17 protein-coding genes are annotated in these 23,009 nt (G+C 72.6%); 9 read left to right on the top strand and 8 right to left on the bottom strand.

What is annotated here, in order from left to right:
- Window positions 1-154: 154 nt before the first annotated feature.
- From paaA to ABD347_RS00330, 5 genes are read left to right on the top strand one after another with little or no spacing between them, the layout of a single operon-like run.
- Window positions 155-1,108 (top strand): 1,2-phenylacetyl-CoA epoxidase subunit PaaA, encoded by a 954-nt coding sequence (paaA, locus tag ABD347_RS00350; protein ID WP_344355023.1) that lies wholly within the window; start codon window positions 155-157, stop codon window positions 1,106-1,108.
- Entirely contained in the window at window positions 1,105-1,392 is a 288-nt protein-coding gene (gene paaB / locus ABD347_RS00345) for a 1,2-phenylacetyl-CoA epoxidase subunit PaaB (protein ID WP_344355020.1), read from the top strand. The genes paaA and paaB overlap by 4 nt, the downstream gene beginning before the upstream one ends.
- Window positions 1,389-2,117: a 1,2-phenylacetyl-CoA epoxidase subunit PaaC gene (gene paaC / locus ABD347_RS00340; protein WP_344355017.1), complete on the top strand. Its 729-nt coding sequence runs from the start codon at window positions 1,389-1,391 to the stop codon at window positions 2,115-2,117. Before paaB ends, paaC begins: the two co-directional genes overlap by 4 nt.
- Window positions 2,111-2,629, top strand: coding sequence for a 1,2-phenylacetyl-CoA epoxidase subunit PaaD (paaD, locus tag ABD347_RS00335; protein ID WP_344355014.1), 519 nt, complete (start codon window positions 2,111-2,113; stop codon window positions 2,627-2,629). Before paaC ends, paaD begins: the two co-directional genes overlap by 7 nt.
- Entirely contained in the window at window positions 2,630-3,691 is a 1,062-nt protein-coding gene (locus ABD347_RS00330; RefSeq protein ID WP_344355011.1) for a 2Fe-2S iron-sulfur cluster-binding protein, read from the top strand.
- Between the two features lie 450 nt (window positions 3,692-4,141).
- Here the strand turns inward: ABD347_RS00330 and ABD347_RS00325 are convergent, their stop codons facing one another.
- The 4 genes from ABD347_RS00325 to ABD347_RS00310 all read right to left on the bottom strand — a co-directional run bounded on the left by ABD347_RS00325 (window position 4,142) and on the right by ABD347_RS00310 (window position 8,147).
- Window positions 4,142-4,486, bottom strand: a complete 345-nt coding sequence (locus tag ABD347_RS00325) for a rhodanese-like domain-containing protein (protein WP_344355009.1) — start codon at window positions 4,484-4,486, stop codon at window positions 4,142-4,144.
- 138 nt (window positions 4,487-4,624) lie between these two features.
- Window positions 4,625-5,458: a J domain-containing protein gene (locus tag ABD347_RS00320; protein ID WP_425575538.1), complete on the bottom strand. Its 834-nt coding sequence runs from the start codon at window positions 5,456-5,458 to the stop codon at window positions 4,625-4,627.
- A gap of 33 nt (window positions 5,459-5,491) precedes the next feature.
- Window positions 5,492-6,940, bottom strand: a complete 1,449-nt coding sequence (locus ABD347_RS00315) for a DUF2252 domain-containing protein (protein WP_344355008.1) — start codon at window positions 6,938-6,940, stop codon at window positions 5,492-5,494.
- A gap of 103 nt (window positions 6,941-7,043) precedes the next feature.
- Complete coding sequence (locus ABD347_RS00310; protein ID WP_425575544.1) at window positions 7,044-8,147, bottom strand: hypothetical protein; 1,104 nt, start codon at window positions 8,145-8,147, stop codon at window positions 7,044-7,046.
- Between the two features lie 144 nt (window positions 8,148-8,291).
- Here ABD347_RS00310 and ABD347_RS00305 point away from each other — a divergent pair, with 144 nt between their 5' ends.
- Window positions 8,292-8,717 (top strand): MarR family winged helix-turn-helix transcriptional regulator, encoded by a 426-nt coding sequence (locus ABD347_RS00305; protein WP_344355006.1) that lies wholly within the window; start codon window positions 8,292-8,294, stop codon window positions 8,715-8,717.
- Window positions 8,718-8,951: 234 nt separating this feature from the next.
- On the opposite strand, the gene ABD347_RS00300 is transcribed toward ABD347_RS00305, so the two are convergent.
- The 3 genes from ABD347_RS00300 to ABD347_RS00290 all read right to left on the bottom strand — a co-directional run bounded on the left by ABD347_RS00300 (window position 8,952) and on the right by ABD347_RS00290 (window position 16,694).
- The gene (locus ABD347_RS00300) at window positions 8,952-13,907 is read right to left on the bottom strand and encodes a DNA repair ATPase (RefSeq protein WP_344355004.1); all 4,956 of its coding nucleotides are present in this window, start codon (window positions 13,905-13,907) and stop codon (window positions 8,952-8,954) included.
- Between the two features lie 85 nt (window positions 13,908-13,992).
- The gene (locus ABD347_RS00295) at window positions 13,993-16,038 is read right to left on the bottom strand and encodes an SPFH domain-containing protein (RefSeq protein WP_344355002.1); all 2,046 of its coding nucleotides are present in this window, start codon (window positions 16,036-16,038) and stop codon (window positions 13,993-13,995) included.
- Between the two features lie 50 nt (window positions 16,039-16,088).
- The gene (locus ABD347_RS00290) at window positions 16,089-16,694 is read right to left on the bottom strand and encodes a hypothetical protein (RefSeq protein WP_344354999.1); all 606 of its coding nucleotides are present in this window, start codon (window positions 16,692-16,694) and stop codon (window positions 16,089-16,091) included.
- A 239-nt stretch (window positions 16,695-16,933) separates the two neighbouring features.
- On the opposite strand from ABD347_RS00290, the gene ABD347_RS00285 reads away from it, so the two are divergent.
- On the top strand, window positions 16,934-17,995 hold the full coding sequence (locus tag ABD347_RS00285; protein WP_344354996.1) for a PucR family transcriptional regulator: 1,062 nt from the start codon (window positions 16,934-16,936) through the stop codon (window positions 17,993-17,995).
- Between the two features lie 5 nt (window positions 17,996-18,000).
- On the opposite strand, the gene ABD347_RS00280 is transcribed toward ABD347_RS00285, so the two are convergent.
- The gene (locus ABD347_RS00280) at window positions 18,001-19,992 is read right to left on the bottom strand and encodes an NAD-binding protein (protein WP_344354994.1); all 1,992 of its coding nucleotides are present in this window, start codon (window positions 19,990-19,992) and stop codon (window positions 18,001-18,003) included.
- 127 nt (window positions 19,993-20,119) lie between these two features.
- Here ABD347_RS00280 and ABD347_RS00275 point away from each other — a divergent pair, with 127 nt between their 5' ends.
- Both ABD347_RS00275 and ABD347_RS00270 read left to right on the top strand, forming a co-directional pair.
- Window positions 20,120-20,617, top strand: a complete 498-nt coding sequence (locus ABD347_RS00275) for a hypothetical protein (protein ID WP_344354992.1) — start codon at window positions 20,120-20,122, stop codon at window positions 20,615-20,617.
- A 637-nt stretch (window positions 20,618-21,254) separates the two neighbouring features.
- Window positions 21,255-22,784 (top strand): alanine/glycine:cation symporter family protein, encoded by a 1,530-nt coding sequence (locus ABD347_RS00270; protein ID WP_344354990.1) that lies wholly within the window; start codon window positions 21,255-21,257, stop codon window positions 22,782-22,784.
- Window positions 22,785-23,009 lie beyond the last annotated feature (225 nt).

Genomic DNA, 23,009 nt, shown 5'->3' with positions numbered 1-23,009 from the left:
GGCCCGGCCGCCCGCCCCCTTGTCGTACGAGTCCATCCCGCGCCGTCCCCGTTCCCCATCGATCAGCCGGAGTTATCCACAGGGTTGACACCATACGGGCCGCCGACTCACCATTGAAGTCATTCAACCGAACGATCGGTCGGTAGGGGGCCTGATGACGGCAGTGACCGCGGACACGCAGCAGGCGTACGAGGCGGTGTTCGACGCCGCCGTGGCCGCCGAGGAGCGGATCGAGCCGCGCGACTGGATGCCGGAGGCGTACCGCGCCACGCTCGTCCGGCAGATCGCCCAGCACGCCCACTCAGAGATCATCGGCATGCAGCCCGAGGCGAACTGGATCACCCGCGCGCCCTCGCTGCGGCGCAAGGCGATCCTGATGGCCAAGGTGCAGGACGAGGCGGGGCACGGCCTGTACCTGTACAGCGCCGCCGAGACCCTCGGCACCAGCCGTGACGAACTGCTCGACAAGCTCCACACCGGACGCCAGAAGTACTCCTCCATCTTCAACTACCCCACGCTGACCTGGGCCGACGTCGGCGCCATCGGCTGGCTCGTGGACGGCGCGGCGATCACCAACCAGGTGCCGCTGTGCCGCTGCTCCTACGGCCCGTACGCCCGCGCGATGGTGCGGATCTGCAAGGAGGAGTCGTTCCACCAACGCCAGGGGTACGAGTCGCTCCTCGCCCTCTCGCGCGGGACGCCCGAGCAGCACGCGATGGCACAGGACGCGGTGAACCGGTGGTGGTGGCCGTCTCTGATGATGTTCGGCCCGCCGGACGACGAGTCGTCGCACTCGGCGCAGTCCATGGCCTGGAAGATCAAGCGACACTCGAACGACGAGCTGCGCCAGCGGTTCGTCGACATCTGCGTCCCGCAGGCGGAGGCGCTCGGCCTCACCCTCCCCGACCCGGATCTCCGGTGGAACGAGGAGCGCGGGCACTACGACTTCGGCCCGATCGACTGGACCGAGTTCTGGGACGTGCTCAAGGGCAACGGCCCCTGCAACGAACAGCGCATCACCCAGCGCCGCCGCGCCCACGAGGACGGCGCCTGGGTGCGGGAGGCCGCGGCGGCGTACGCGGCGAAGCACGGGGAGGCGACGGCATGACGACCACAGACTGGCCGCTGTGGGAGGTGTTCGTGCGCTCGCGCCGCGGACTGTCCCACACGCACGCGGGAAGCCTGCACGCGCCGGACGCGCAGATGGCGCTGCGCAACGCGCGTGACCTGTACACCCGCCGCGGTGAGGGCGTCTCCATCTGGGTGGTGCCGTCCACCGAGGTCACCGCCTCCTCGCCCGACGAGAAGGACCCCTTCTTCGAGTCGGCCGCGGACAAGCCCTACCGGCACCCCACCTTCTACGAGGTACCGGAGGGAGTGAAGAACCTGTGACCACCACCGTGAACACCGCCGCGGCGCTCGCCCTGGGCGACGACGCGCTGGTGCTGTCGCACCGGCTGGGGGAGTGGGCGGGCCACGCCCCCGTGCTGGAGGAGGAGGTCGCGCTCGCCAACATCGCGCTGGACCTGCTCGGCCAGGCCCGGGTGCTGCTCTCCCTCGTCGGTGACGAGGACGAGCTGGCGTACCTGCGCGAGGAGCGGGCGTTCCGCAACGTCCAGTTGGTCGAGCAGCCGAACGGCGACTTCGCCCACACCATCGCCCGGCAGCTCTACTTCTCCACCTACCAGCGGCTGCTGTACGGCCGGCTGGCCACAGCAGGCGACGGTGGTGGCGAGCTGACCGGTCTCGCGGCCAAGGCGGTCAAGGAAGTCGCGTACCACCAGGACCACGCCGAACAGTGGACGCTGCGCCTGGGCGACGGCACCGCCGAGAGTCACGCGCGGCTGGAGCGGGCCTGCACGGCACTGTGGCGCTTCACGGGTGAGCTGTTCCAGCCGGTGGAGGGGCTGGAGGTCGATTGGCGGGAGCTGGAGTCCGACTGGCTCGCCTCGGTGACCGCGGTGCTCGATCGGGCCACCCTCACGGTGCCGGACGGCCCGCGCACGGGAGCCTGGGCCGCCGGGGCGGGGCGTCAGGGTCTGCACACGGAGAGCTTCGGCCGGATGCTGGCCGAGATGCAGCACCTGCACCGCAGCCATCCCGGAGCGTCATGGTGACCGGCACGGCGGCCATGACGGCGCTGGAGGAGGAGCTGAGCCGGCTGGCCGGCTCCGTCCCCGATCCGGAGCTGCCCGTCCTGACGCTGGAGGAACTCGGGGTTCTGCGCGGAGTGCGGGTCCTCGCCCCCGGCCGGGTGAAGGTCGAGCTGACTCCCACGTACACCGGCTGCCCCGCCATCGAGGCGATGTCCTCGGACATCGAGCACGTGCTGCACGAGCACGGCGTGGCGGAGGTCTCCGTCGTCACGGTCCTCTCCCCCGCCTGGTCGACCGACGACATCAGCGCGGAGGGCCGCCGCAAGCTCGCCGAGTTCGGCATAGCGCCGCCCCGCCACCAGGGCACCAGCGGCACCGGTGCCGGCCCCGTGCCGGTCACGCTGGCCATCCGCTGCCCGCACTGCGGCTCGACCGAGACCGAACTGCTGAGCCGCTTCTCCTCCACCGCGTGCAAGGCGCTGCGCCGCTGCACCGCCTGCCGTGAACCGTTCGACCACTTCAAGGAGTTGTAGATGTTCCACCCGCTCCGGGTGAGCGAGGTCGAGCAGCTCACGGACGACTCGGTCGCCGTCACCTTCGCGGTGCCACCCGAGCTGCGCGAGGCCTTCCGCCACACCCCAGGTCAGCACCTCGCCCTGCGCCGCCGAAGCGCGAGTGGCGAAGAGGTCCGCCGTACGTACTCGATCTGCTCCCCCGCCGCCCCCAAGGGCGAGGACCCACTGCTGCGGGTCGGGATCCGGTTGGTGGACGGCGGCGAGTTCTCCACGTACGCGCTCAAGGAACTCGCGGTCGGTGACACCGTCGAGGTCATGGAGCCGATGGGCCGGTTCCTCCTGCCGCCGCGCCCCGGCCGCTTCGCGGCCGTCGTGGGCGGCAGCGGGATCACTCCCGTGCTGTCCATGGCCTCGACCCTGCTGGCTCGTGAACCGGGGGCCCGGTTCTGCCTGATACGCAGCGACCGTTCGGCGGCCTCGACGATGTTCATCGAGGAAGTCGCCGATCTGAAGGACCGCTTCCCGGACCGGTTCCAGCTGGTGACCGTGCTGTCGCGGGAGGACCAGCAGTCCGGGCTGCCTTCCGGGCGGCTGGACCAGGAGCGGCTGACCGGCTTGCTCCCCGCGCTGCTGCCGGTGGGCGAGGTGGACGGCTGGTACCTGTGCGGCCCCTTCGGGCTGGTCATCGGCGCCGAGCGGGCCCTGCGGGGCCTGGGGGTGGAGCGCGCCCGGATCCACCAGGAAATCTTCCACGTCGACGACGGCTCGGCGCCCACCGCCGTGCGGACGGCGGCGGTCCCCGCACACGCCACGCTCACCGCGACCCTGGACGGCCGGTCCGGTACCTGGCCGGTGCGGGAGGGGGAGTCGCTCCTGGAGACGGTGCTGCGCGGCCGGTCCGACGCGCCGTACGCCTGCAAGGGCGGCGTCTGCGGCACCTGCCGCGCCTTCCTGGTCACTGGTGACGTCCGGATGGACCGCAACTACGCCCTGGAGAGCGAGGAGACCGACGCGGGTTACGTACTGGCCTGCCAGTCGCACCCGGTGACCCCGGAGGTGGAGCTCGACTTCGACCGCTGAGCCCGTTCCGCTGAGCCTGCTCCGGCGCCCGGAGCCACGCCTCTTCCCCCCACTCTTCCCGCCCGTCGCCTCTGTTTGACGGGCCGTCAGGTGGCATGGGTCGTGGGAAGGCCGAGGGAGCCGGCCATGGAGGTGCTCCTTCGACCGGCGGCCTGGCGGATCGGCTCGGGCACCGCCGGGGCGCCGCCCACCGCGGGGAACGTCCCGGTGGCGAAGGCCCGGGCGCCCGCCGGCGTTCGGGGCACGTCGTGGAGACGCCCCCGGCCGCCGGGCCACAGTTCCGGACCGGTCGAGTCAGAACCCCCCGACCGGCCACGGCCCCCGGGTTCTCGGACTCCGGGCCGGGAGCGGCTCCCCGGCCCCCATGGTTCCCGGGCTCCGGGCCGGGACCGGCTCCTGCGCTCCTGGGCCCCCGGGTTCTCGGACTGCGGGCCGGACGGGCCGTCGGGGTCAGAGGACGACGGCGGGGCTGCCGTTCTCGGTGACCATGGGGCGGCCGGCGCCTTCCCAGGCGAGCATGCCGCCGTCGACGTTCACGGCGTCGACACCCTGCTGGACCAGGTACTGCGTCACCTGGGCAGACCGGCCGCCGACCCGGCACATCACATAGGCGCGGCGCCCGTCGGCGACCGCCTCGGTCACCTCGCCGAACCGGGCCACGAAGTCGCTCATCGGCACGTGCAGCGCGCCCTCGACGTGCCCGGCCGCCCATTCGTCGTCCTCGCGGACGTCCAGCACCAGTCCGTCGGCCGGCACCGACGCGGCGTCCACGGTGGGCAGCGGTGCGAAGTTCATGGATCAGGCCTTCTTTCATCAGGGGGCTCGTCGGGGGCGGTGGGCGCGGCAAGCGCGTCGTCAGGCCCGGCAGCCGGCCCCGCGGTGGGCCGGGCCCGGTCAGCGGACCCACTGCCTTCCGACGCTACTGCACAACGGCTACCGCGCGAGCGCGGCCAGCTCCGCCTCGCGCTGGGCGACCTGCGCCAGCAGTTGCTCGGCGATCTCCTCCAGCAGCCGGTCGGGGTCCTCGGGCGCCATCCGGAGCATCGCGCCGATAGCACTGTCCTCGAGGTCCCGCGCCACCACGGTCAGCAGCTCCTTGCGCCGGGACAGCCATTCGAGCCTGGCGTACAGCTCCTCGCTCTCGCTGAGCTCGGAGGCCACCGGCGCGGGGCCCGCCGCCCATTCCTCGGACAGCTCCCGCAGCAGTGCCTCGTCACCGCGCCCGTACGCCGCGTTGACCCGCGTGATGAACTCCTCGCGCCGCTGCCGGTCCTGCTCCTCGCGTGCCAGGTCCGGATGCGCCTTGCGAGCCAGCTCGCGGTAGAGCTTGCGCGCCTCGTCGCTCGGCCGCACCCGCTTGGGCGGCTGAACCGGCCGGTCGGTGAGCATCGCGGCGGCCTCGGGGGACAGGCCGTCGGAGTCCATCCAGCCACCGAACAGCTCGTCGACACCGGGCATCGGCATCACCAGCGACCGCGCCGACTGCGCCCGCGCCACGTCCTCGGGGTCACCGGTACGGGCCGCCCTTGCCTCCGCGATCAGCGCGTCGAGCTCGTCCAGCCGCGCGTACATGGGACCGAGCCTCTGGTGGTGCAGCCGGGAGAAGTTCTCCACTTCCACCCGGAACGTCTCCACCGCGATCTCGAACTCGATCAGCGCCTGCTCCGCCGCGCGCACCGCCCGCTCCAGCCGCGCCTCGGGGCGCTCGGCCGCGTCGTTCCCGTCGGCGGTCGGGGCACCGGTCACGTCATCGTTCGGGGTCGTCACCCGACCAGCGTACGGGCGAGGGGCCCCGGCCCGTCACACCCCCAGCTCGGCGGCTATGCGCCCGCTCCTGATCGCCGCGAGCAGATCGGCGTGGTCCGCCTCCGTCCGGTCCGCGTACGCCACGGCGAACCGTGCCATGGCCTCGTCCAGCTCCTCGTTCCTGCCGCAGTATCCGGCGATGAGCCGCGGGTCCGCGCTGTGCGCGTGCGCCCGGGCCAGCAGGGCGCCGGTCATCCGCCCGTAGTCGTCGACCTGGTCGGCCGAGAGCGCGGCCGGGTCCACGCTGCCCTTGCGGTTGCGGAACTGGCGCACCTGGTAAGGCCGGCCGCCGACGGTCGTCCAGCCCAGCAGGGTGTCGCTGACGACCTGCATGCGCTTCTGCCCGAGGACGACCCGCCGCCCCTCATGCTCCACCTCCGTCACGGGGAAGCCCATCCGCGGCAGGTACGGCGACAGCGCGGAGGGCCGCGCCTCCTTCACCTGGAGCACCAGCGGCTCACCCCGGTGGTCCAGCAGCAGCACCACGTACGAGCGCGTTCCCACGCTCCCCGTGCCCACCACCCGGAAGGCCACGTCCTGGATGGCGTACCGCGCGAGCAGCGGCAGCCGGTCCTCCGGCAGCGTCTCCACATAGGCACCCAGCGATGCGGCGACCGCCGCGGCCTCGGCGTCCGGCACGCGGCGCAGCACCGGCGGCGCGTCCACGAACCGCCGCCCGCCGTCCGGGCACTCCTCCGTCGCCTTGGCGGCGAACCGGGCACTGGTGTTGCCCCGCGCCTTCTCCGCCACCCGCTCCAGGGTGCCGAGCAGGTCCCGTGCGTCGGTGTGGGACACCAGTTCCTCGTCCGCGATCGCGTTCCAGGCGTCCGCCACGGGCAGCTTGGCCAGCAGCCGCATGGTCCTCCGGTAGGCGCCGGCCGCGTCGAAGGCCGCCGCCCGGCACACGTCCTCGTCCGCGCCCGCTTCCCGACCGGCCAGCACCAACGACGTCGTGAGCCGCTTCAGGTCCCACTCCCAGGGGCCGGTCACGGTCTCGTCGAAATCGTTCAGGTCGATCACGAGCCGGCCACGCGCGTCGCCGTACAGCCCGAAGTTCGCCGCGTGCGCGTCCCCGCAGATCTGGGCGCCGATGCCGGTGACCGGTGCACCCGCCAGGTCATGCGCCATCAGCCCCGCGGATCCGCGCAGGAACGCGAACGGCGTGGCGGCCATCCGGCCCACCCGTATCGGCGCCAGTCCGGGCACCCGGCCACGGCTCGACTCCTCCACCGCACGCACCGCGTCCGGCCGCCCCTCGGACGCCCCCAGCGAGTGGTGCGACGACCGGGGCAGCCGCTCCCTCAGCGCCTTGCCGCGCGCCTTGGGCGAGTCCCCGGCGCCCCGGATACGGTCCATGGCGGCGAACCCCGGCACCTCCGGTATCCGCTCGCCCTCACCACCGGTCCCGCACCCCGCCGACGTCATCGTCCGTGTGTCACCCATCGGGCCCGCCCCCCTTCGCCATCGTCCAGTTGCCCAGTTGCCCAGACGGTACCCCCGCACCCCGCCGACCGTCCCGGCCTGTGGACAACCATCGAGCAGCGGGTCAGACGGCCACCGCCTCCTCCAGCTCCTCCTCGACGTCGGAGCCACCACCGGTACCCCCGGCCCCACCACCGGCCCCCCGCGCCCCACCCCGCCGCACTCCCGCCTCCGCCAGCGCCGCCGCGCCCACCGCGAGGACGCCCGCGAGCAGCCACAGGGCCAGCACCAGCACATGGCCGCCGAGACCATGGCCGCCGAAGTAGACATGGGCCCGCACGCCCTCGACGAACCCGGCCCCGTTCCAGAAGGCGTGCAGCGACGCGAACAGGCCGGGCTGGAGCTCCGGCCGGAACACCCCTCCCGAGCTGGTGAAGTTCAGCATCACGAACAGCACCATCACGCCGAGCGTCGTCCACCGCTTCAGGAACGTGTGCAGCCCGACGCCGATCAGCAGGATCCCCGCCGAGTACAGCCACGCCATCGCCCAGACACCGCCCAGGCCCTCGTCCACCAGGTGGAACAGCGGCCCGGCGAACACCGCCCCGATCACGCTCACGACCAGCGACGTCCCCGCCGCGAGCAGCGCCCGGACCCACAGCGGCAGCACGGCGCCGGCCCCGCCGATCACCGCCACCGACGCGTACGAGCCGATCGACAGCGCCACCAGCAGGAAGAAGACGCCCTGCCCGGTCGGATCACCCTTCGCGGCCGGCACCACGTCCGTCACCTTCAGCGGCGCGCCCCGCTCCGCCGCGACGCCGGTGAAGACCTTCTCCACGACCGTGGCACTGGTGTCCGAAGCCGCCGAGGCGACCAGCAGCTCAGGCCTCGCCCCCGGCACGTACGCCCCGAAGGCCTCCTGCCGCCTCAGCTCCTCCACCGCCTCGTCCCGCCCGGCGACGGTACGCACGTCCAGTGCGCCGTCCCCCTCCTGGTGCAGCGTCTGGGCCAGCAGCTGTGCCGTGGGCCCGGAACCGACCACGTCGACCCGCAGATCGTGCGGCTCGGGGGCATGGAAGGCCCCCAGATAGGCGAGCCCCATGCCGACGCACATCAGCAGCGGCGTCAGCAGGTGGCCGAGCACATGACGCAGCGCACCCGCGGTACCCGTACCGGTGCCGGAACCGACGTGCGCCCTCCGCGCCGGGGCCGATGGCGAGGACACCGAATACCCCGAGGACACCGAGGACACCGAGGACGACATGGTGGAGACCTCCAGCAGTTGGCTTTTACAACCTTCTTACCGTTGTACTATACAACCGCCCTCGGAAGAGGGATGACGAGGAGCGGAAAGACGGAGAGGTGACCCATGCCCGCCGGACGCGACGAGTCGGTCGACACCATCCAGCGCGAGCTGACGGCGTTCGCCCGCCGCGCCCGCGCCACGGCCGCGCGGCTCCATCCCGAGCTGTCGCTCGTCTCGTACACGCTGCTCGCGCACATCGACGCCCAGCACGGCTGCCGCGCCACGGACCTGGCCGCCCACTACCTCCTGGACAAGTCGACCGTCAGCCGGCAGGTCGCCACCCTCGAGAAACTGGGCCTGGTCGAGCGCCGGCCCGACCCGGCCGACCACCGCGTCCAGGTGCTGCACCCCACGGAAGCCGGCACCCGCGTCCTGTCCGCCACCCATGCCAGCCGCCGCGCGGCCTACCAGGAGCGCCTCGCCGACTGGTCCACCGAGGACCTCGACCGGTTCGCCGCCTACCTGCTCCGGTACAACGGCGGCGCCTGACCACCCGCCCTCAGAACCGGTCGCCGCGCGGCCGGGAGGCCCGGCAGTACGTCCCGGGCGGAGCGAGCGGTGCGGCGGCGGGTGCGGCCCACCCCGGCTGACCGCCCACCCCGGCTGACCGCCCACCCCGGCGGACGGTCCCCTCCGGCGGACGGCCCGCCCCAGCGTCCCGCCCCGGCGGGGGACCGGGTCACACCGGGCGCGCGTACAGAGCTCCCCGGAACCACCCGGCGGTCATGGCGTGCCCATGACCTCGGGCCGGGCCGCGTGGCGGCCGGACGGGTGGCTCAGCGGGTGGCGGGGGTCGGTGGCCCGGGTGATGGCGGTCTCGACGGCCGCGACCCGGTCGGCGAGCAGTCCGAGCACGGCCACCGCCCGGTCGAGCGCGTCGTCGCCGGCGCCGCCCAGGGCCGCGGAACGGATGTGGGCCGACGTCACGGCTCCCCACCTCTCCCGCTGCTCTTCGGTCAGGGTGCCGCGCAGGACCGCGAGCTTGAGGAGGTTGGCCTCGGCGCCGGTGGTGAGGGTCTGGGCCTCGGCCGCGTAGTGGTCGTCGATCACCGCGGCCAGCTCGGCGTCGTTCATGGCCGGGGAGACCCGCGCGGCGATCTTGTTCATGTTGCGGTACGAGCCCTGGAGCTGGAAGGGCGGCTCCGTGCGGGCGGCGTCGGCCTGGCCCGCGGAGGCGATGTAGGCGGCGTTGACCGCGAGGACCGTCTCGCGTGCGGTGAGCAGGTGGCGCAGCACGGCCAGGATCGGGTCCAGCTCGGCGGGCGCGTAGGGGTGGGAGAGCCGGTCGCGGCGGGCGGTGGGGTCCCCGGCGGCCAGGTCCAGCAGCAGTTCCAGGTCGGCGGGCTCGCGCCCGGCGAGCGGGGCGAGGACCGGGTGGGAGGTCAGCGCGTTCTCGACGAAGCTCAGGGCGAAGGCGTTCTCCTTCCCGGTCAGTACGTCGCCGAGGTTCCAGACGTCGGCGCGGTTGGCGAGCATGTCGGGTACGCGGAAACGCTGCCCGGACTCGGTGTAGGGGTTACCGGCCATGCAGACGGCGAAGCGCTTGCCGCGCAGGTCGTGGCCCTCGAGGGTGCGGGTGGCGTCGCACAGCGGGACGAACTTCTGGAGCAGCTCGGGCGAGGTGTGCTGGATGTCGTCGAGGTACAGCAGGACGTTGTTGCCGGCCGCCAGCGCGAAGTGGATCTTCTCGATCTCGCGGCGGGAGGCCGCGTTGGGTGCCTCCGCCGGGTCGAGCGACGTCACGTCGTGCCCGAGCGCCGGTCCGTCGACCTTCACCAGCAGCAGGCCCAGACGGTCGGCGACGTACTCCATGAGGGTCGTCTTGCCGTAGCCGGGAGGCGACAGGAGCAGCAGCAGACCGCTGGTGTCGGCCCGCTTGCCCTCTCCTACGACGCCGATCTGCTTGGCGAGGCTGTCGCCGACGAGCGGCAGGTACACCTCGTCGACCAACCGGCCCCGTACGAACGAGGACATGACGCGCGGCCGGTACTCGTCCAGCCGCAGCCGCCGGCGCTCGGCGTCCGCCAGCGCGTTCCTGCGCCGCTGGTAGGCGCGGAAGCCGGGCACCACCCTGCGGGCGAAGTCGCCGGTCCTCGCCAGGAACTCGTCGAGACGCAGGTGCAGCGTGCCGTGGTCGAGCCTCGGGTGGGTACCGAGCAGCCCCTCCACGCGGGCGGTGGTGACGCGGTCCACGTCGTGGCGTGCCAGCTCCGGACAGACCTCGATCGCCACCGCTTCGGCGAGGTCGCCCGCGTCGACGTCCTCGCCGCAGGAGGCCGCGTACGAGAAGAGCCAGCCCTCCACGAGCCGCCGCGCGCCCGCCGCGTCCCCCTCGGCGAGGAGGGCGCGCACGTCCTCGGCGTACGGCGAGGAGCCCACCGCCCGGTGGAACTTGTCGAGCAGGGCGCGGGCCGGGGAGCCGGTCGTGAAGGACCCGCCGGCCGCCAGCTCCTCGACGAGGTACTCGGCCGCCGGACCGGTCAGTGCCCCGGCGCCGGCCAGTTCGCCGCGCAGCGCGTCCAGTGCCGGTGCCGCGCCGAACGTCTCCCTGGCCCGGACGAGCGACACGGCCTCGCGCGTCCACGCCTCCCGGGCGGCGGCGGTCGTCCCGTGGGCCCAGAAGAACTGGGCGGCGGCCCGGTCGGCGGCCGGGTGGCGCAGCAGCCCGGCCCGCTCGTACAGCGGCAGCAGTGCGGAGAGGATCGCGGCTGCGTCGTGGTCGTGGACGCCGCGCTCGTACCCCTCGTCGTAGGCGGCCTCGGCGGCCTTCCTGGCCAGGCCGGGCAGATCGGCTCCGGCGAGGGCGTCGGCGCCGTGCTCGGCCAGCAGCCGCGCGGCGAGGTGTTCGGCGCGGTAGACGTCGGCGTTCTCGGACGGCAGGAGCTGGTCCCAGTAGGGGCGGGTGTCCGCGAACTCGGGGTCGGCGACCGGACGGCGGTAGTCGGTGCCGGTCAGCGCGAACGCCAGGCCACCGTCCGTGTGCGGTACGAGCGTGAGCTCCGGCGGCCGGGTGTTGACGGCGAACCGGTGGGCGCCGAGCCGGATCGTGTCGCCGCCGTCCGCGTACAGCTCGGTGCGGTCCCGCAGCGCCCGCGTGGCGTCCTGGCGGGCGGCCTTGAGCCGGCCCTCCAGCTCCTCGGCCCGTACCTGGTCGCCGAGCCGGCGCAGTTCACCGGCCGTGCGGTGGACCTTCTCCACCATCGGGTCGGACGTGAAGTAGGTGTTGACCTCGTCGGGGCCGCCCAGGGTGGACGCCCGGCGGGCGATCGTCCCGAGGACGCGGGAGGCCGAGGCGGCGAGGCGTTCGGCGCGCCGGGCGCGGTCGTCCTGGAGCGTCTGCTTGCGCCCGGCGAGGGCGTCGTGGACCTCGGCGCGCTTGTCGGCGATCTCCGTGAGGAAGCCGTCGTGGTCGGCGAAGCGGGACTCCAGGTTGTCCAGCTGGAGCAGGAGCCGGGCGAGTTGCGTGTCGCAGGCTTCCGGGGTGTCGGCCGCGGCCAGGGCGCCGGTGACGGACTGGGCGAGGAGGGCGAACTCGGCCGCGAACGCCGCCCGCCCCTCCTGGTCGAGGAGCTCACGGCGCCGGGCGGCGAGGAGCGCGCGGACGCGGTTCAGGCCGCCCAGCACCTCGGCGATCCGCTCCAGGATGGCCGTGCGTACGGTCGCGTCGCCGATGTCCAGGCCGGCGACCACCTCGGTGAGCGTCTGGAGGCCGCGTACCCGGGCGTCGAGCCGCTCGGTGACCGTCGCCGCTTCGGCGGTCGTGGCGACCTCCCCGGCGTCGCTGGTGAGCCGCTCCACCTCCGTGTGCTGGGCGGCGAAGGCGTCGTCGCGCCGGAGGAAGGCGACCGCCCGCTGGGCGGTGGCCGCGATGTGGGTCCGGGCCTCCCCGGCGAGCGCGTCGACGGCGGCCGTGTCGGCGTACCGCATCTCCTTCAGCGTGCCCAAACGGCCCTGGGCGCGGCGGAGTTCGGTGATGCGGTCGATCCACTCCTCGGCGGTGGCCGGTGCCTCACCGCGAACCCGCCGCACCAGCCGCTGGAGTTCCTCCGTGGCGCGGGCGAGGGCCTCGGCGGCGTGGGAGGTGAGGGCCTGTACGGTCTCGAACTCGCGCAGCACCTGCTCGGCGGTGGCCCGCACCTCCGCGAGGGGGGTGCGCAGGTCGCCCGCGTCGGCGTCGCCCAGCCAGGGGAAACGGTCCGCCGTCCGGTCGCAGGCGGCGACCAGCGCGGCGTACATCTCGCCGGTGGCGGTGGTCTCGGCGACCTGCCGGGCGATGGCCAGGCAGTCCGCGACGCCGCGGACCAGGTCGGCGTTGCCGATGCGGGCGAGCGGCCCGTCGCCCTGGGGGACGTCCCCGGACACGTACGGCGTCCGCCACAGCTGCACCGGGTGGACGCGTGCGGGCTCACCGGACTCGGCGCGCAGCGCGACGAGCGTGCCGTCGTCGAGGAGGGCGTGGCCACGGCACGCGATCGGGGTGGCGATCTCCTTGCGGATGAGGTTGTACGGCAGCAGGAGGGTGCGGCCCTCAGCGCCGGCGTGGAACGCGTACAGCACGTCCTCGCCGTTCTGGGACCGGACGACCCGCTCGAACTCCATGCCGGACGTACCGGACGTGCCGGACGTGCCCGGGATGCCGGGGGTGCCCGGGATACCGGGGGTGCCCGGGATACCGGGGGTGCCCGGCCTGCCGGAGGTGACCGGCGTGCCCGGGGTGCCGGTGTCGAAGGTCTTCACGGCGCCGGTGGCCAGGCAGTAGCCGCCGGGGAAGACGATGCCCTGGTCGTCGGGCAGGCGGCGGCAGGACCGCCCGATGCCGTCCAGCCGGACCACGGACTTGGTGAGCGTGTTGAAGACCAGGTGGCGCCAGGCCTCCTCCTTGTACGGCCGCACCCGCAGCAGGACCAGGGCGCCGGTGACCGCGTACGCCACCTCCGCGTCCGCCAGCGACTGCAGGGGCTCGTCGACCGGCTCGCTGTGGATGCCCTCGCCGGTCTCGGTGTCGTTCTCGGTCTTCACGGTGAGCGTGCCGCCGACCGTCGAGACGAAGACCGTGCCGTCGGCGACGGCGATGTGCGGGTGCCGCCCGAGGACGTGGTCGTCCCGCGTGGTCCGGGTCCACGTGAAGTCGTACGGCGCGGGGAAGACGTGGTCGCGCTCGCCGCGGGCGTCGAGAAACCGCACCTCGCCGGCCGGGTCGAGGGACCAGCGCAGGACCCGGATGTCCTCGGCCTGGGCCCCGGTGCGGAACACGGCCAGCAGCTTGCCGTCCACGTGCCGCAGCCGCAGCAGCCGCGCCCCCCGGAAGTAGCGGTGCAGGGCGGCGAACTCGGTCACGAAGGCGGGGTCGTCGAGCAGACCGGGGACGGCGTCGTGCGGCAGACGGTTCAGGTCACGGTCGTGGAGCGCGAAGACGTCGTCGGGCGACGGCGCCTCGTACCCGACGAGCAGCACGTCACCGACCGCGACGACGTCCCGGGCCACCAGGTCCCGTTCCGTCCGGAGGTGGCCGGTGGAGGCGAGCGCGAGTTCACCGGCGCCGAAGGTCGCGACCCGCGCGGTGTTGAGGGCGTCGGCGCGGCGGGCCAGTTCGCCGGCCCGCGCGTCGAGGCGGTCGCGCAGCACCTCGTACGTGCCGGCGTCCAGGCCGCTTGCCGTTCCGTCCCCGGTGCCTGTCACTGTCCAGCTCCCTCAAGTGCGTGATGGGGGTTCCGGAGCTGCCGCCCCCCGCGCGGCAGCTCCGGAACGTTTCGAGACCGGTCGGTCAGCTCTTGGCGGCGCCGTTCAGCCCCGCCAGCTCGGCCACCGGCATGTCGGCCAGGCCCAGCTGCCGCGCCTTGCCGATGAGCTCGTCCAGCCGGCCGGACCCGGCCGGCATCAGCTTCATCAGCAGGGCGGACACGGTCATGTTCTGTACGTCGGCGGTGGACACCGACCCGAGCACCTTCGTCAGGTCCTCGGTGAAGGAGGCGGAACCGTCCAGCCACGGCCCGGCCAGCGCCTGGGCGGTCCGCGAGTGCTGGACGAAGCCGTCGACGCTCTGCCCGAGGGACATCGCCCCGACGATCCGGTCGAAGAACGCCGACTCGCCCCCGACGATGTTGATGTCGGCGTTCTCCAGCCCGGTGGCGAGCACCGTGGCCTGCGCCTCGGCGACCTGCCGCTGGACGTCGATCCCGGCGAGCCGGATGTCCTTCTCCGCCTCCAGGCGGAGCCGGAACTCCTCGTGGACGCGCGAGGCCTCGTCCAGCGCTGCCATCGCGGCGGCCTTCTCCGTCAGGCCCGCCGCCTCGGCCTTCAGCTTCTCGCCGATGGCGGTGGCCTCGGCCAGCGCCTTCTCACGGGTGCCGGCCGCCTCGGCGCGCAGCCGGGCCTCGGTCGCCCCGGCCTCGGCACGGCCCGCCTTCTCGATGGCGTCGGCCTCCTTCTCCCGCACCTGGACCGCGGCCAGACCCTCGGCGGCGGCCTCCGCCTGGACGCCCTCGGCCAGCCGGACCTTCGCGCGGGCGTCCATGTCGGCGGCCTTGTGGCGCGCCTCGGCGAGCGTCAGCTCCTCCGCCGCCCGGTGGACCGCGGCCTGCTCGGCGGCCTCGGCGGCCTTGATGTCCTTGACCAGCCGCTCCTGCGCCTCCGCCTCGGCGGCGATGACCACGGCCTGCCGCTTGCGCTCGGCCTCCTCGACGGCGCGGAGCTTCTTGATGGACTCCTCCTGCTCGGCGACCGTGCGGTCCACCGCCACCCGCTCGCGGATCACCTCGGCGATGTCACGGCGCTCGGACTCGACCTCCTTCTCCGCCGAGATGCGGGTCAGCTCGGTCTCCCGCTCCCTCGCGATGACTTCCAGCAGGCGGTCCTTCTCGATGCGCTCGTTCTCGACCGCGATGACCCGCTCGCGGTTCTTCTGCGCGACCGCGACCTCGCGGGCCTGGTTCTCGCGCTGGATGCCCAGCTGCTCCTCGGTCTTGAGGAAGGCGCTCTGCGCGCGCAGCCGCTCCTCCTCGACCACCCGGGCGGTCTCGGCCTCCTCCCGGGCCCGCACGGTGTCGATCTCGCGCTTCTGCTTGATCTCGGCGTCGGCCTGCCGGCGCTCCAGTTCGAGGATGGCCTCGCGGGCGTCGACGTTCTGCCGGGTGATCTCCTTCTCCTCCGTGCGCCGGAACTCGTTGGTGCGCACGTGCTCCACGGCCGTCAGCTCGGTGATCTTGCGGATGCCCTGGGCGTCGAGGATGTTGGAGGCGTCCAGCTGGGCGAGCGGCGTCTGCTCCAGGTAGTCGATCGCCGCGTCCTCGAGGCTGTAACCGTTCAGGTCGGTGCCGATGACCTGGATGATCCGGTCCCGGAACTCGTCCCGCTTGGTGTAGAGGTCGGTGAAGTCGAGCTGCTTGCCGACCGTCTTCAGCGCCTCGGAGAACTTGGCGTTGAACAGCTCCTGCAACGTGGCCTGATCGCTGGCCCGGGTCGTACCGATGGCCTGGGCGACCTTGATGACGTCCTCGACGGTCTTGTTGACGCGTACGAAGAACGAGATGCGGATGTCGGCACGGATGTTGTCGCGGCAGATCAGACCATCCCGGCCCGTCCGGCTGATGTCGATGGTCTTCACCGAGATGTCCATGACCTCGGCCTTGTGCAGGACGGGGAGGACGACCTGCCCGGTGAAGGTGACGTCGACCTTCCGCATCTTCGACACGATCAGCGCTTTGCCCTGCTCCACCTTGCGGAACAGCCGGCTGATCACGAACAGCATGGCGATGGCGATGAGCAGGACTACGGCGGCGAGCACGCCGATGCCCCAAGAGATGGCATCCATGAGGAATCCCCGGATCGAAGGATGGGAGCTGAAGCAGGAGGGGCGGCGGGTCAGCCGCGGGGGTCCAGCGCCGCGTCGAACGGCGCGACCCAGAAGAACTCACCGGCGTCGTCGTACGCGTACAGCAGACCCGTACTGCCGAGCGCCAGCAGGCCACCGTCGTTCTGACGGACCTGTACGACGGCGGTGGAGCCGTCCCGCGCGGCGACCTCGGCCTGGCCGAATTCCGCGTCCACCCGCCCGGTGCGGATGGTGCAGGTCGCCCCGACGAAGTCGTGCAGGGACGGCCCGGGTTCATCGGGGAAGAGCGTGACCAGGGGGCGCACGAGCGCACGGGTCAGTCGCCAGGCTCCGGCAACGGAGGCCAGGAGCACGGCCGCGCCGAGCAGCTGCCGCCCGGCACCGGACCAGCCCGTACGGGCGAGGAGCACCGACCCGGTGAGGCTGAGCAGCCAGGACAGTGCGATCAGCAGCGAGGCCGACACCGAGGCGGGGACTCCCCCCAGGCCCAGCGCGTCGGTGTCGACGTCCGCGTCGAAGCTGTCCGCCCCGGCCACCCCCACCGTCACCAGCAGCCAGAAGCCGACGACCACCACGAGAGCCGCGGTGAACAGCACCGTGGGGAAAGTGGTGGCGGCCTGCCAGAACTCCCCCATGATGCGTCCCCCTTGCGTCGTCGGTCCAGCACGGTGATTTCCGGGTTGCGGCACCGTTCTCGTACGCGGCCCCCGGCCCTGTCATGCTGGCAGGGCGGCACGCCCGTTCGCACTGCCGTTCACCGGCAATCTTCACGCCTTCTTGATGCCGGTGGCGGGCCCCCGGCCGACTCGTGTCACCCTTGTCGCCCGTGTGCCGGGAGACCGTCGGGCACACGTGGTCGCAGCGGGGAGGGGACATGGCTGAGCCGGACGGGGTGGAGCGGTATCTGGAGGGGTACGCCGGGATACTGGCGGGAGCCTGCGCCACCGGTCGACGGCTGAACCGGGACGAGCTGGAGGTGCTGCGCGGGCAGGGCGAGCGGGCCGCGGAGGCCGGCATCGGACTGCGGCTCCTGGTGCGTGCCCATCTGGCCGCCGCCCAGGACGTGCGGGCGGGTCTGCGGGGCGCCGCCGCCGACCATCTCCTCGTGGCGGTGGAGCAGGCGGTGGACGCCTTCGCCGAGGGCCACGAACGGGCCCAGCGGCTCGCGATCCGCCGACAGGAGGCGGCGCGGCGGGAGTTCATCGACGACCTCCTCCACGGGCGCAGTGACATCGGCCGGCTCGCCGCACGGGCCGAGCGCTTCGGCCTGTTGCTCTCCCACGCCCACGCGGTCGCCGTCGCGCAGGGGCCGGAGCCGTACGACGACGGGTACGCCGTCACCCGCACGGTGGAGTCGTCGCTCGCCGCCCGCTTCGGCGACCGGCGGATCCTGCTGACGACGAAGAACGGCCGGCTCATCTGCGTCGCGCCGGGCGACCAGTCCGACGTCCTCACCTTCTTCGCCAAGCAGGCACACGCCGCGACCGACGGCGGCCAGGTGGCCATCGGCCGGGCCCATCCGGGCGTCGGCGGCGTCGTCCACTCCTACGAGGAGGCGCTCAACGCTCTGGAACTGGCCGAGCGCATGCACCTGGAGGACCCGGTGCTGCGCGCCGCCGACCTCCTGGTCTACCCGGTGCTCACCCGGGACCGGCAGGCCATGGCCGATCTCGTCCGCACGGTGCTCGGCCCGCTGACGCAGGCGCGCGGCGGCGCCCGGCCGCTGATCGAGACCCTCACCGCGTACTTCGACACCGGCTGCGTGGCGGCCGAGGCGGCCCGGCGGCTGTCGCTGAGCGTGCGGGCGATGACGTACCGGCTGGCGCGCATCCACCAGTTGACCGGCGCCGACCCGGGCAACCCCGTCGACCGGTACACGCTCCAGACGGCGGTCGTCGGCGCCCGCCTGCTGGACTGGCCGGCGCAGGAGATCTGAGGGGCTCAGCGCTCGGCGGTGGGCGGCTCCGGCCGCGGTTGGGGCTGCGGGTGCGGCTGCGGACGCGGCCGGGGTTGTGGCTGCGGACGCGCCTGGTGCTGTGGCGACTGCGGCCGCGCATGCGGCTGTCGTCCCAGGAGTTCGGCCAGGCCCCGCCGGGTCGCGGCCACCACCACCCGGTCGTCGGGCCGGAGGACGTAGCCCGGGTGGAGCTCCCAGACCAGGCCGGTCGGCTGCCGCTCCCCCTCGGCCGGGCGGGGGGTGGCCAGATCGGGGCGCCGGTCCGCCGGTGCCGTGGTGTCCAGGGCGAGGACGCGCCAGGCGCCGGGCCGGAAGGCCTCCTCGATGGTGCGGCCCTCCAGTTGCGGATGGCCTGCCACCAGCAGGGCGGCGAAGACCAGCACCTTGCGCTCGACCGGTATCGCACCGAGGACCTGGCGGCCCATCATCGCTCCGGCGAAGGCGGGAGCGGCCAGGTGCGAGACGCTGCGGCTGCGGGTGAGCGCGTGCGGGTGGGCGGCGCGCAGCGTCCGGTAGACGGCGGTGGCGAAGTCGTCGTCGTACAGCCGCAGGGCCACGCGCAGGTCCGCCTTGACCGTACGGGCGTAGAGAGCGGCCTCCAGATTGGTGGTGTCGGAGCTGGTGAGCGCGAGCAGGGCATGGGCCCGGTGGGTCTTGGCCGCCTCCAGGACGCCCTCCTGGGTGACGTCACCGATCACGGTGGGCACGCGCAGACGCCGTGCCAGAGCCACACCACGGGCCTCGGGGTCCTCCTCCACGCAGACGACGGGGATGCCGAGGCCGCGCAGCTGCGCCAGGACACGGGTGCCGATCTTGCCCAGTCCGAGCAGGACCACATGACCGGACAGTCCACGCGGCGGGCGCCGCAGGGCGGACGCGCTGCGGAACGCGCCCAGGGCCTCGAGCGCGCCCGCCACCAGGAGGGGGAGCAGTACGAGGCCCACGAGCCCGGTCAGCAACTGGAGCACCTGGCGCGCCGTGCTCGCTGTCACGGCCGGGTCGTTGATGGAGAACAGGTCGAGCAGCGTGACGTAGGCGGCGTGCAGCGGGTGGTCGCCCGTGATCAGCGAGGAGACCAGCGCCAGGGCGAGCACGGCCAGTCCGGTGCCGGCGACGGCCCAGCGCAGGCGGCGGGAGAAGAGCTCGGAGAGGGGCATGCCGCGGCCCGCCAGGCGCCGGGGTGGCACCGGCGGACCGGTGTGGGTGACGGCTTCGAGGACGACGGTGCCCCGGCCGGTGGCGGCGGACACCGTGCGCGGGTCGGGGAGCAGTTGGGGTCCCGCCGTGCCGCTGCTGTCCGAACCTTCCTCGCCGGCCGGGTCGTTGACGGTCGCCGAGAGCAGTGCGAGGGTGCACAGGCCCGGATCGGGGGCCTCCCCGTGGCCGGGTGGTGTGCGTTCCACGGCGCGCAGCAGCAGGCCGTCGGCGTGGACGACCTTGCTGGTGCCCGCGACCGCGGTGGCGGCCAGTGCGGGCGCCGCGGTGTCGGCGTCCGAGAGGACGGTGGTGGAGGCGTCCACGGCGGCCGGGTCCAGATCCGGTAAGGCCACGAGGGCGGCCTGGTCGAGGAGTTGCTCCAAGTGCTGGCCGAGCTTGCGGTCGTAGAGCCGGATCACCAGCCGCAGTCCCGGGTTGAGGCGGCGGGCCGCGAGGGCGGCGCGGATGTTGGTCTCGTCGTCGTCGTGGACCAGGGCCAGAGCCGCGGCCTGTGCCACGCCGGCCGACTCCAGCACCGCCTCGGTGAGCTCCTCCGCCTCCAGCTCCCCCGGTATCCCCTCCGGCACGGGCGGCGCTCCCGTCATGGCGGCGGAGACCCGGCCGAGCAGGGCCGAGGCCCTTCCCTGGCCGGGAACGGTCAGCCGGGGCCCGGTCGCCGGTCCGCCGCCGGGGCGTACGAGGACGACCCGCTCCCGGTATACGTCCCGCAGTTCCGTCGCCAACCGGTGGGCGAGGGCGTCATCGCCACAGACGATCATGTGTCCGGCCGGGCCGGCCGGGCCGGCCGGGGCGCGCCGAGGAGTGAGTGAAGGCACGTGCTCAGGTGTCCAACCGCTGTGAGGGCCTGCCGGCCGTAGTGGTGCGTCGACTCGTTACGCTCAGCGCGTGAGCGGAACGCGCGGAGACGAACCGGTCTTCGTCAAGAAGGGCCGGTACGTATACAACCCGAACAACCCCGTCGGCCGAGCGCTCATCGCCATCAGTGGCGTGATCGTAATCGTGTACCTGTACCACCTCTTCGACGGTTCGCGGTGGAGTGAGGGCGAGTGGCGTGACGCCGTGCACGAGGCCGCCGAGCGCCTGGAAGACCGGCCGCAGACCCTGAGGGGCCACCTCGGTTACGAGGAGCGGATCGAGGACGCCGTCCGGGCCACCGGACAGGGCCCCGAGCACACGGTCGTCCGGGTCGAGGCGGTCGACGGAGCGGACAGGGGCGGCGCCGACGGCAAGGGAGGTGGAAGCGGTGCGGACGCCTTCGAGGTCAGCGCCGACGACATGGACACCCCCTACTGCCTGCGCCTGTCCCCGCCGCAGCCGGAACCGGCCGCGACGAGGCTGGTGACCCTCAAGGTGTCGGTGGACGTGGAGGAAGGCCCGTGCTGAAGGGCGCGGGCGCCTTCCGTACCCGCCGAGCCGTACCGCCCACGGCAGGGTAGTCCCCATCGGCTGACGCCACCCCTCGCTCTCCGCACCTGATCGTCACGCTCCGCGACGACACGACGCCCCGCCCCGCACGCGCACCGCCCCGCACGCGCACCGCCCCGCACCGCTCCGGCGGCCGAGGAGACGCTTCCCTCCACCGAGCGCCGGCAACCTCGGTCCCCGCGCCGGCCCGCCGGGCGCCACACCGGACCTGTCGATCTTCACGATGCTCCGAGGATCGGGGGGAGTGCGGGGTCCGCCACCGGGATAGATGTCCGCTGAACGGATCAAGCCATCCGCATAACGGTCTTATTTCGTTCGCTGGCCTTTTCGAAGATTACTCATGGTTATGTGATTTGGGTCACTAAAGATCTTACAAAGGACGTGGTAGAACTGCCCAACTCCGCAGGTAGCACCACCCCTCGCCACCATGCGGAGTGGCCGGCAAGCACCGGCAGCACGACCAGGGTGATCACGTTCCGAGTCCGCGGCCCGTGCCCCCAGGGTCGCCGATCGGACAACGGCGTTCGCTCAAAGACCGCACATCTTCCCGTCGCGACCTCCCTCGCGCCGGGACTGCGCCATCGAGGTAACCACCGTGTCACTCGACTCCATCACCACATCCGTCGACGAAGCCGTCAGCGGATTCTTCGAGCCCATAGCAACCTGGCTCGGGGAAGTCGTCTTCTATTCCGTCCCGGTCGGCGGTACGGAGCTGCCCCTCATCGTCGCCTGGCTCGTCGTCGCCGGCCTGGTCTTCACCGCCTGGTTCGGTTTCATCCAGGTCCGCAAGTTCAAGCTCGCCGTCGACGTGGTGCGCGGGAAGTACGACGAGAAGGGGTCGGCAGGTGAGGTCAACCACTTCCAGGCGCTGACCGCCGCCGTCTCCGGCACCGTCGGTCTGGGCAACATCGCCGGTGTGGCCGTCGCGGTCTCCATCGGTGGCCCCGGCGCCACCTTCTGGATGATCCTTTGCGGCCTGCTGGGCATGGCCACCAAGTTCGTCGAAGTCACCCTGGGTGTGAAGTACCGCGAGGTGCACGCCGACGGCACCGTCTCCGGCGGCCCGATGCACTACCTGCCCAAGGGACTGACCGAACGCTTCGGCAAGAACGGCAAGTCGCTCGGCAAGGTCCTCGCGGTCCTCGCCTCCTTCATGATCCTGTTCTTCGGCCTCTTCGGCGGCAACCTCTTCCAGGTCAACCAGTCCTACGCCCAGCTCGTCTCCGTCACGGGCGGCGAGGACGGCCTGATGGGCTCGTCGGCCGGCGCGCTGTTCTTCGGCATCCTGATCGCCGCGCTCGTCGGCATCGTGCTGATCGGCGGCATCCGCTCCATCGCCAACGTCACCAGCAAGCTCATCCCCGCCATGGCCGGCCTCTACATCGCCGCCTGCCTGGTCGTGATCCTGGTCCACGTCACCGCCGTCCCGGCCGCGATCGCCACCATCATCGAGGGCGCCTTCAACCCCGAGGGTGTCGCCGGTGGTGTCCTCGGCGCGCTGATCATCGGCTTCAAGCGGGCCGCCTTCTCCAACGAGGCGGGTCTCGGCTCCGCGCCGATCGCCCACTCCGCGGTCAAGACCAAGCACCCCGCCAGCGAGGGCCTGGTCGCCCTGCTGGAGCCGTTCATCGACACCGTCGTCATCTGCACGATGACCGCGCTGACCATCGTCATCGCCAACCCGGCGAGCTGGGCCGAGGCCCGCGGCGGCGAGTCCATCGGCGGTGTCACCATCACGTCGGACGCCTTCGCCACCGTGATGCCCTGGTTCCCGTACATCCTCACCGTCGCGGTGCTGCTGTTCGCCATCTCCACCGTGCTCACCTGGGGCTACTACGGCCTGAAGGCGTGGACGTACCTCTTCGGCCGCAGCCGGACCAGCGAGATCACCTACAAGGTCGTCTACACCCTGTTCGCGATCGCCGGTTCGCTGCTCACGCTGCAGACCCTGATCGACATGGCCGACGCGGTGCTGTTCATGCTCGCCGTCATCAACATCATCGGCCTGTACCTCCTCGCCCCGGTCGTCAAGCGCGAGCTGAACTCCTTCCTGGAGCACGTCCGCGCCCGCAACGCCGGTGAGACGGCTGACGAGGACCCGGAGTCGGTGAAGACCACCGTCTGACCGCCCCCGCGCCCCGGCTACCGCCACCCCGCCGGAGGCGGGAAGAGGGCCCGTACACACCTCGCGCCTTGGTGTGGACGGGCCCTCCCGTCATTCCCGCACACCGCGTTTCAGCAGGTGAAGCGGGGTCTGGCGGGTCATGCGGCAGGCGGTTAGGGTGTGAACAACGCGTCAACGCCCCGTCTCGCGGGCGGTCCTACATCACGACGCGCGGTGTGCCGGGAA

It is taken from the genome of Streptomyces gobitricini (assembly GCF_039532985.1).
Lineage (GTDB): Bacteria > Actinomycetota > Actinomycetes > Streptomycetales > Streptomycetaceae > Streptomyces > Streptomyces gobitricini.
Note: the sequence above shows the minus strand (reverse complement) of the source record. Positions and strands in the feature narration are given on the sequence as shown.